At 62.9% G+C, this 6,734-nt stretch carries 7 protein-coding genes; 5 read left to right on the forward strand and 2 right to left on the reverse strand.

The window, feature by feature from the left end; genetic code table 11:
• Nucleotides 1-200 (reverse strand): helix-turn-helix domain-containing protein (locus B3C64_RS01205; RefSeq protein WP_291533155.1); only part of this gene is annotated, 200 nt, incomplete at its 3' end.
• A 103-nt stretch (nucleotides 201-303) separates the two neighbouring features.
• On the opposite strand from B3C64_RS01205, the gene rfbB reads away from it, so the two are divergent.
• Nucleotides 304-1,332 carry a dTDP-glucose 4,6-dehydratase gene (gene rfbB, locus B3C64_RS01210; RefSeq protein WP_291533157.1) on the forward strand — a complete coding sequence of 343 codons (1,029 nt, stop codon included), beginning with the start codon at nucleotides 304-306 and terminating at the stop codon, nucleotides 1,330-1,332.
• Nucleotides 1,333-1,368: 36 nt separating this feature from the next.
• Here the strand turns inward: rfbB and B3C64_RS01215 are convergent, their stop codons facing one another.
• Complete coding sequence (locus tag B3C64_RS01215; RefSeq protein ID WP_291533159.1) at nucleotides 1,369-1,830, reverse strand: hypothetical protein; 462 nt, start codon at nucleotides 1,828-1,830, stop codon at nucleotides 1,369-1,371.
• Between the two features lie 196 nt (nucleotides 1,831-2,026).
• On the opposite strand from B3C64_RS01215, the gene B3C64_RS01220 reads away from it, so the two are divergent.
• The 4 genes from B3C64_RS01220 to B3C64_RS01235 all read left to right on the forward strand — a co-directional run.
• Nucleotides 2,027-3,073: a LacI family DNA-binding transcriptional regulator gene (locus B3C64_RS01220; protein ID WP_291533160.1), complete on the forward strand. Its 1,047-nt coding sequence runs from the start codon at nucleotides 2,027-2,029 to the stop codon at nucleotides 3,071-3,073.
• Between the two features lie 185 nt (nucleotides 3,074-3,258).
• Entirely contained in the window at nucleotides 3,259-4,215 is a 957-nt protein-coding gene (locus B3C64_RS01225; RefSeq protein WP_291533162.1) for a nucleoside hydrolase, read from the forward strand.
• A 29-nt stretch (nucleotides 4,216-4,244) separates the two neighbouring features.
• Nucleotides 4,245-5,693: an MFS transporter gene (locus B3C64_RS01230; RefSeq protein ID WP_291533164.1), complete on the forward strand. Its 1,449-nt coding sequence runs from the start codon at nucleotides 4,245-4,247 to the stop codon at nucleotides 5,691-5,693.
• 103 nt (nucleotides 5,694-5,796) lie between these two features.
• The coding region (locus B3C64_RS01235; protein WP_291533166.1) for a ribokinase at nucleotides 5,797-6,734 on the forward strand (938 nt) is incomplete at its 3' end.

Genomic DNA, 6,734 nt, shown 5'->3' on the forward strand with positions numbered 1-6,734 from the left:
GAATTTTTCGCGGCGCCATCTGTCGCACTGGCGAGCGCTTGCAGCGCATCGCTGTAGCGTTGCAGGAAATCCTGTGTGGGATTGCCGCCGCGCTCCGCACGCGAGAGGGCCGATTGGGTGGTGCCCATCGTTGCCGCCACTTGGGTTTGGCTGAGTCCAAGTCGGCTCCGTTGCTGTCTTAGTTCTTCGATGATGCTCATATACTTGAGTATAGCGTAAATGCTATATGTCTATGCATACCTATGCTGGGCATGCGCTGGGTGTGTGTCGGGTGCCGGACGCTATGCTGAAGGGGTGAGCAATATGGCGGCGAACAGCGGCGTTTTCGAGCCGCGAAATATTCTGGTGACTGGCGGATGTGGGTTCATCGGCGCGAATTTCGTGCGGTATGTGGCGCGGAACCATCCGGACGTGCATGTCACGGTGCTGGACAAGCTCACCTATGCGGGCAATCCCGAGAACATCGCCGGATTGCCGGAATCCCGGGTCGAACTGGTCGTGGGCGACATCTGCGACGCCGCGTTGCTGGAACGCGTCGTGCCCGGACATGATGCCATCGTGCATTTCGCCGCCGAATCGCACAACGACAATTCCATCGCCGATCCGGAACCGTTCATCCGCACGAATGTGGAAGGCACCATGCGGCTGCTGGAGGCTGCGCGGAGGCACGATGTGCGGTTCCATCACATCAGCACCGACGAGGTGTACGGCGACCTCGCGTTGGACGATCCGGCGCGCTTCAGCGAGCGCTCGCCATACCGGCCGTCGAGTCCGTACAGCGCTTCGAAGGCGGCGTCCGACCACTTGGTGCGCGCGTGGGTGCGCACGTACGGCCTGCGTGCCACCATCTCCAACTGCTCCAACAACTACGGGCCTTACCAGCATGTGGAGAAGTTCATTCCCCGGCAGATCACGTCCATCCTCGAAGGCATCCGGCCGAAACTGTACGGCACGGGGGAGAACGTGCGCGACTGGATTCATACGGAGGACCATTCGTCCGCCGTGTGGGAGATTCTGACGCGCGGGCGCATCGGCGAGACGTATCTGATTGGCGCGAACGGCGAAATGAGCAACATCGCGGTGCTGCGCATGATCCTGCGGCTCATGGGCCAGCCGGAGGACGCCTTTGATTGGACGCGCGACCGGCCGGGGCACGATCGGCGCTACGCCATCGACGCATCCAAACTGCATGCGGAGCTTGGTTGGAAGCCTATGCATACGAATTTCGAATCGGGTCTGCGCGCCACCATTGACTGGTATGCGAACCACCGCGAATGGTGGGTGGCTTCCAAGGCCGCCACCGAAGCGCGCTACCGGGCGCAGGGCATGTAGCCTTCGTTGCCGGTGCGCCGTCCATGTGCGCCTGCGCTACTTTCCCGAACTGATTTTAAGCTCATGGCTGTCGACCACCGATTTGGCCGCGGCGTCCAATTCGTTGGTGATGTTGCGCAGATCGTCGGCATAGGCTTCGATGTCGTTCGTGGCCTTGGTGAAATCGCCGACTCTGCCGCCGGACGGGCAGGTGGGCGCGTCGTCCAGATCCTCCGCGAGCCGCATCGCGTCCTTCAATGTTTCCAACGTGGACCCGTTCGCTACATCGTCGATGGTGTATCGCGCGGCTTCGCGTGCCTCTTCGCGCGCCTTGTCGAGGCTTCTGCGATGCACGGCGAGCGCTTTGGCGTTCAATGCGCAGGTGTCGCGGGCCGCCTGCGTCAGCTCCTTCCTGCTTTCCACGGCGATGATGGCCACCGCAGCCAGAATGATCGCGGTCACCGCGCCTACGGCGATCGCCGCGATGGAGCGTCTTTGCTTGGCGTCGTTCTTCTGCAACTTCTTCTCTTCGGCTTTCCTTGGATATCAATAAGACTCCGCGAGTATATAAAAAATATTTCTGCAAACCGTTGTTGGTGGGTAAAAGAGACGATGATTTTCCGCTATGAAAGAAAATTATCCGCATGCATGACGTTGTGTGCGTTGCGGTCGCGCGACCTTTATGCTGGTAGGTGAAACGTTTTAAGGGGGTTCGATGGCTCATAGGGCGACGCTGAAGGATGTTGCCGCGGAGGCGGGCGTGTCCGTGACGACCGTTTCCCTGGTGCTGAACAGGCGCCCCGCGAGGGTGTCGGCGGCGAAGCGCGAGGCCATCGCGAAGGCCGCGCGGCGGTTGAACTATGTGCCGAACCAGAACGCGCGGAGCCTGGTCACCAGGCAATCCAAACTCGTCGCGCTTATCGTGCCGGACATCGAGAACCTGTTCTTCGCGGCGTTGGCGAAATGCGTGGAGGACGAATGCGCGGCGCAGGGGTATTCGCTGATCGTCGCCAATTCCGACGATTCGCGTGTCGCCGAACATGATTTGATGCAGCGGTTGGCGTCGCGCGGCGTGGACGGCGTGATGCTGATTCCCGCGCGGGAGTCCTGCGCGGACGGTTCCGGCGCCGAACTGGAAAAGGATGTGCGCCGCACGCCCTGCCCGGTGGTGCTCATCGACCGTCTGGTGCGATGCGGATGGTGCGATGCGGTCGGTTTCGACAATTATCTGGGTGGGCGCCTGGCCGCGCGCTATCTGCTGGACGAGGGGCATGAACGCATCGGCGTCGTCACCGGCGGCACCGCGGAGACGGGGGCGGACGATCGGCTTCGCGGCTTCGTGGACGCCGTCGAGCGGGCGGGGGAGACGTTCGATCCCTCGCTTTGCATCGAGGGCGATTATCGTTTCGACGGCGGGTACCGCGCCGCGGACCGGATCATCGATTCCGGCGCGACCGCGGTGTTCTGCTGCAACGACGTGATGGCGTTGGGTTTCCGCCACCGTATGGCCGAGCGCGGTCTGCATGTGCCCGGGGATGTGAGGGTGATCGGGTACGACAACATTCTGAAACGATTCGGGTTGGATTGGCAGATGACCACGATCGAGCAGAGCGTGACCGACCTCGCTTCGGCCTGCTGGAGAACGCTCCAGGGGCGGATGGGCTCGACTGTGCGGGTGGAATCGGGGAACGGACGGCCGTGGCTCGCCGATCCGCAGGTCGAGGTGCTTGTGCCGAAATTGGTGCGAGCGTCCCTCGCATAGCGGATGGCGGAAAAATTCTTGCAACACGCTGTAATGGCGGTTTTGCTTTCTTTGATAAAGCGTTTTATCATGAATGTTGACAGCGAAAACGAGGATGTGCTCGATAATCGCGGAAAAAACTGGCGACAATGGAACGTGTGGAGGCGGGCCGTTGTCGGGCCCGTCAATGACGAAAGGCAACACTCATGAAGAAGCTGATTCTCGATCTGGACACCGGCGTCGACGACGCCCTCGCCATCTCCTATGCCCTGGGCAGCCCGGAAGTCGAACTCATCGGCATCACCGGCACCTACGGCAATGTGCTCGTCGAACAGGGCGTGCGCAACTCGTTGGCCATCACCGACCTGCTCGGGCACCCCGAAGTCAAGGTCTACCAAGGACTTCCGCACTCCAGCACCACCGACCACTTCGAAGTGCTGCCCGTCTCCGCGTTCATCCACGGCAAGAACGGCATCGGCGACGTCGAGATTCCGGACTCCAACCGCTCCGTCGAAACCGAATCCGCCGTCGATTTCATCATCGACGCCGTCAAAACCTACGGCAAGGACCTCATCTACGTGCCCACCGGCCCGATGACCAACATCGAAGCCGCGCTCAAGAAGGCTCCGGAGATCAAGGACGAGATCGGCCGCATCGTGCTCATGGGCGGCGCACTCACCGTGCCCGGCAACGTCAACGCCTGCATGGAAGCCAACATCTCCCAGGACCCGGAAGCCGCCGACTACCTGTTCCGTTCCGGAACCCCGACCACCATGGTCGGCCTCGACGTCACCCTGCAGACCCTGCTCACCTACAAGGAGACCCGGCAGTGGCGCGACCTCGGCACCAAGGCCGGCAGGTTCCTCGCCGACATGACCGACTTCTACATCAAGGCCTACGAGACCACATCCCCGCATCTGGGCGGATGCGGCCTGCACGATCCGCTCGCCGTCGGCGTGGCGGTCGATCCGACACTGGTCGCCACACTCGACATCAACATGAAAGTTGATGTGGAAGGACCGACCCGCGGCCGCACCATCGGCGACGAAACCCGTCTGAACGATCCGAACAAGACCATGAAGGTGGCCGTCGGCGTCGACGTGCCCCGCTTCCTCAACGAATTCATGACCCGCATCTCCGGTCTCGCGGCCAAGGCCGAGTGACCCGAAAGCAAAGGCAAGAGGAGATTTCCATGACTACCAGCAAAACCAACGGCACCACGGCGGCCGTCGACCCGTTCGACGACCCGGTGACCAGCAACAAGATGGCCATCCGCGCCCTGATTCCGCTGCTCATCACCTTCGTGCTCGGCACCCTGTGCCTGCAAGGCTTCAACCTCGTGTTCCAGCAGGTCGGCACCGATGTCGGCGCGCCGAACCAGGCCTCGCTCATCACCGCGTTCCCGAGCATCGTCCTCGGCATCGTGTGCTTCATCTACGGTTCCCTCGGCGACTTCGTCTCCCTGCGCAGACTCGTCACCGTCGGCCTCGTCACCCTGTTCGTCGGATCCATCTTCGGTTTCGTGGCCAACTACTTCTTCGCCGCGAACCTGTGGACCGTCATCATCGCGCGCGTGCTGCAGACCGCGGGCGAGCAGGTGGCCGGCTCCGCCTTCCTGGTGGTGGCCACCAAGTACCTGCGCAACGATCTGAAGGTGATTTTCTTCGGCCTGTTCACCGCCGCGTACCAGCTTTCCGCGTCTATCGGCGTGTTCGCCGCAGGCATACTCAGCTCCATCGCGTGGCAGTTCCTGTTCCTGATTCCGTCCGTCACCATCCTGTTCCTGCCGATCCTGCTCAAGACCTTGCCGTCCAAGAGCGGCAACGGCCAGAAGGTCGACGCCCTCGGCTTCGTGATCTTCGGCTTCGCCACCGCGTTCCTGACGCTGTTCTTCTCCTACATGGCCTGGTGGATGCTCGTCGTGTCCGTCGTGCTGTACGTGGCGTTCGGCGTCTACATCAACAAGGCCGCCAACCCGTTCATCACGCCGGCGTTCTTCAGGAACACCCGCTGGTTGCGGGCCATCAGCCTGATCCTCGTGTTCTACTTCGTGAACTACGCCCTGAGCCCGATCTTCAACGCCATCGGCACGAACCTCTACCACATGACCACCACCCAGGTCTCCCTGCACATCGTGTGGGCCTTCGTGGTCGCGGCCGTGGTGGGCACCTGCTCCGGCATGATCATCCGCAGGATCGGCATCAAAGCCGGTCTGGTGACCGCAGGCACCCTCATGTTCGTCGGATGGACCGGCGCCGCGTTCTGCATCAACGCGGGCTTCGTGGTGCTGACCTTGTGGGCGTGCGTGTTCTACGCCGGCTGCGGCATGATGTACTCCCCGATCGTCTCCACCGTGCTGGGAACCATCGAAAAGGACGAATCCGGCCGTGGCGTCGGCATGAACGACCTGGCCATGAACGTGTCCCCGTCCATCGGCATCGCCATCATCGGCAGCCTGCTCGGATCCAACGCCCTCGGCGGCGGCTCCATCACCGGAGCCACCGGCACGGCCGCGAACTACTCCAACCTGATGCTGATCGCAGGCGCCACCGCGCTGCTGGGCCTGATCGTGTTCTTCTGCTTCAGGAAGAAGATCTACGAAGGCAACCACGCGGTCGAAACCGAGAAGGCGGCCAAGTGACGGGTCGGAAGACCGCCGTCGACCGATGACCCGATGACAATCAAGCGAACGCGCCGTTGCGCATTCGCATAAGGCAAGTGTGACAAACAAAGGAAGGCACAAGATGAGCGCGACCGAAATCCTCTCCGCACTGGACCGCATCCACGGAACCGTATCCGTGATCGGATCCATGAACGTGGATTACACCGTCACCGCACGACGGCTGCCGGGACCGGGGGAGACCATCACCGGCGGTCCGCTGCGGCTGCTGCCCGGCGGCAAATCCGGCAACCAGGCGGCGGCCGCCGCACGCATCGGCGCCACCGTGCGGATGTTCGGCGCCGTCGGCACCGACGGCAACGCCGACCTCCTGCTTGGCGCGCTTGCCGACGCCGGCGTGGACACCGCGCATGTGCGCCGCGCGGACGGGCCATCCGGCACCACCGTCATCACCGTCGACGCCAATGGCGAGAACACCATCGTGTACTCGCCCGGCTCCAACGCGCAGGTTACCGTCGAATACGTGGAATCCGTGCGCGACGCCCTTGTGGGGTCCACCGTGCTCGGCCTGTGTCTGGAAAGTCCGATGGAAACCGTCACCGCAGCCGCGCGCATGTGCCACGAAGCGGGCGTGAAGGTGCTGCTGAACGACTCCCCGTTCGTCCCGTCGCTGCCGGCCGAACTCGTGCAAGCCGCCGACATCCTGCTCGTCAACGAGCATGAGATGGCGCAGCTGCTGGGCATCGACGAGCCGGAGGACGACGATTGGGACGGTTTCGATTGGCGTCACGTGCTCGACGAAATGCGGGCGTTCGGCTTCGAACAGGCGATCGTGACGCTGGGCGGCGACGGCTCCGTGGTGCTCGACGCGACCGCCGACGAGCCTGTCCACCGCATCGCCCCGGTGCGGGTCGACGCGGTGGACACCACCGGCTGCGGCGATTCCTTCATGGGAACCGTGCTGGCCGGCCTCGCCTCCGAGATGACGCTTCCCGAAGCCGCCGAACTCGCCTCGTACGTGTCGGCATACGCGGCCACCGGATACGGCGCCCAGGCATCCTA

Source organism: Bifidobacterium sp. UBA6881 (assembly GCA_002451435.1).
GTDB lineage: Bacteria > Actinomycetota > Actinomycetes > Actinomycetales > Bifidobacteriaceae > Bifidobacterium.

Excerpts from the sequence above, each read along its gene's own strand:
- rfbB (WP_291533157.1), top strand. The coding sequence starts at position 304 with ATGGCGGCGAACAGCGGCGTTTTCGAGCCGCGAAATATTCTGGTGACT.
- B3C64_RS01225 (WP_291533162.1), top strand. The coding sequence starts at position 3,259 with ATGAAGAAGCTGATTCTCGATCTGGACACCGGCGTCGACGACGCCCTC.
- B3C64_RS01230 (WP_291533164.1), top strand. The coding sequence starts at position 4,245 with ATGACTACCAGCAAAACCAACGGCACCACGGCGGCCGTCGACCCGTTC.
- B3C64_RS01220 (WP_291533160.1), top strand. The coding sequence starts at position 2,027 with ATGGCTCATAGGGCGACGCTGAAGGATGTTGCCGCGGAGGCGGGCGTG.